The sequence below is a fragment of the Pseudomonas sp. SIMBA_067 genome (genome assembly GCF_046534675.1).
Taxonomy (GTDB): Bacteria; Pseudomonadota; Gammaproteobacteria; order Pseudomonadales; family Pseudomonadaceae; genus Aquipseudomonas; species Aquipseudomonas putida.
The window spans coordinates 1-234 of sequence record NZ_JAWRYH010001395.1 but is presented as its reverse complement, the minus strand read 5'-3'; the positions used below and the strand labels follow the sequence as shown (position 1 = coordinate 234).

1 pseudogene is annotated in these 234 nt (G+C 65.8%); it reads right to left on the bottom strand.

Annotation, left to right across the window (positions count from 1 at the left end):
* Positions 1–234 (bottom strand): annotated as a pseudogene (locus SB765_RS33960) (type II secretion system protein GspL); the annotation flags it as partial.

Below are 234 nucleotides of genomic sequence, written 5' to 3'. Positions count from 1 at the left end.
CCCCCATTCCACACACTGCCCGCGCCAGCCCTCCAGATGCTGACGTGCCACGGTCAGTAGCCGCACCTGCCCGGCTTCACGGCCCAAACATCCACACACCACCTCATCCGCGCTCTGCAGCAAGCGGTCTTCAAGCAACAATGGCCATTCTTCACGCCTGAGCCCCGGCGGTGCGGGCAACTGGAAGTGGCTGCAGTGCTCGGCAGGCACGATCAACGCCACCCGCGCCTGCAG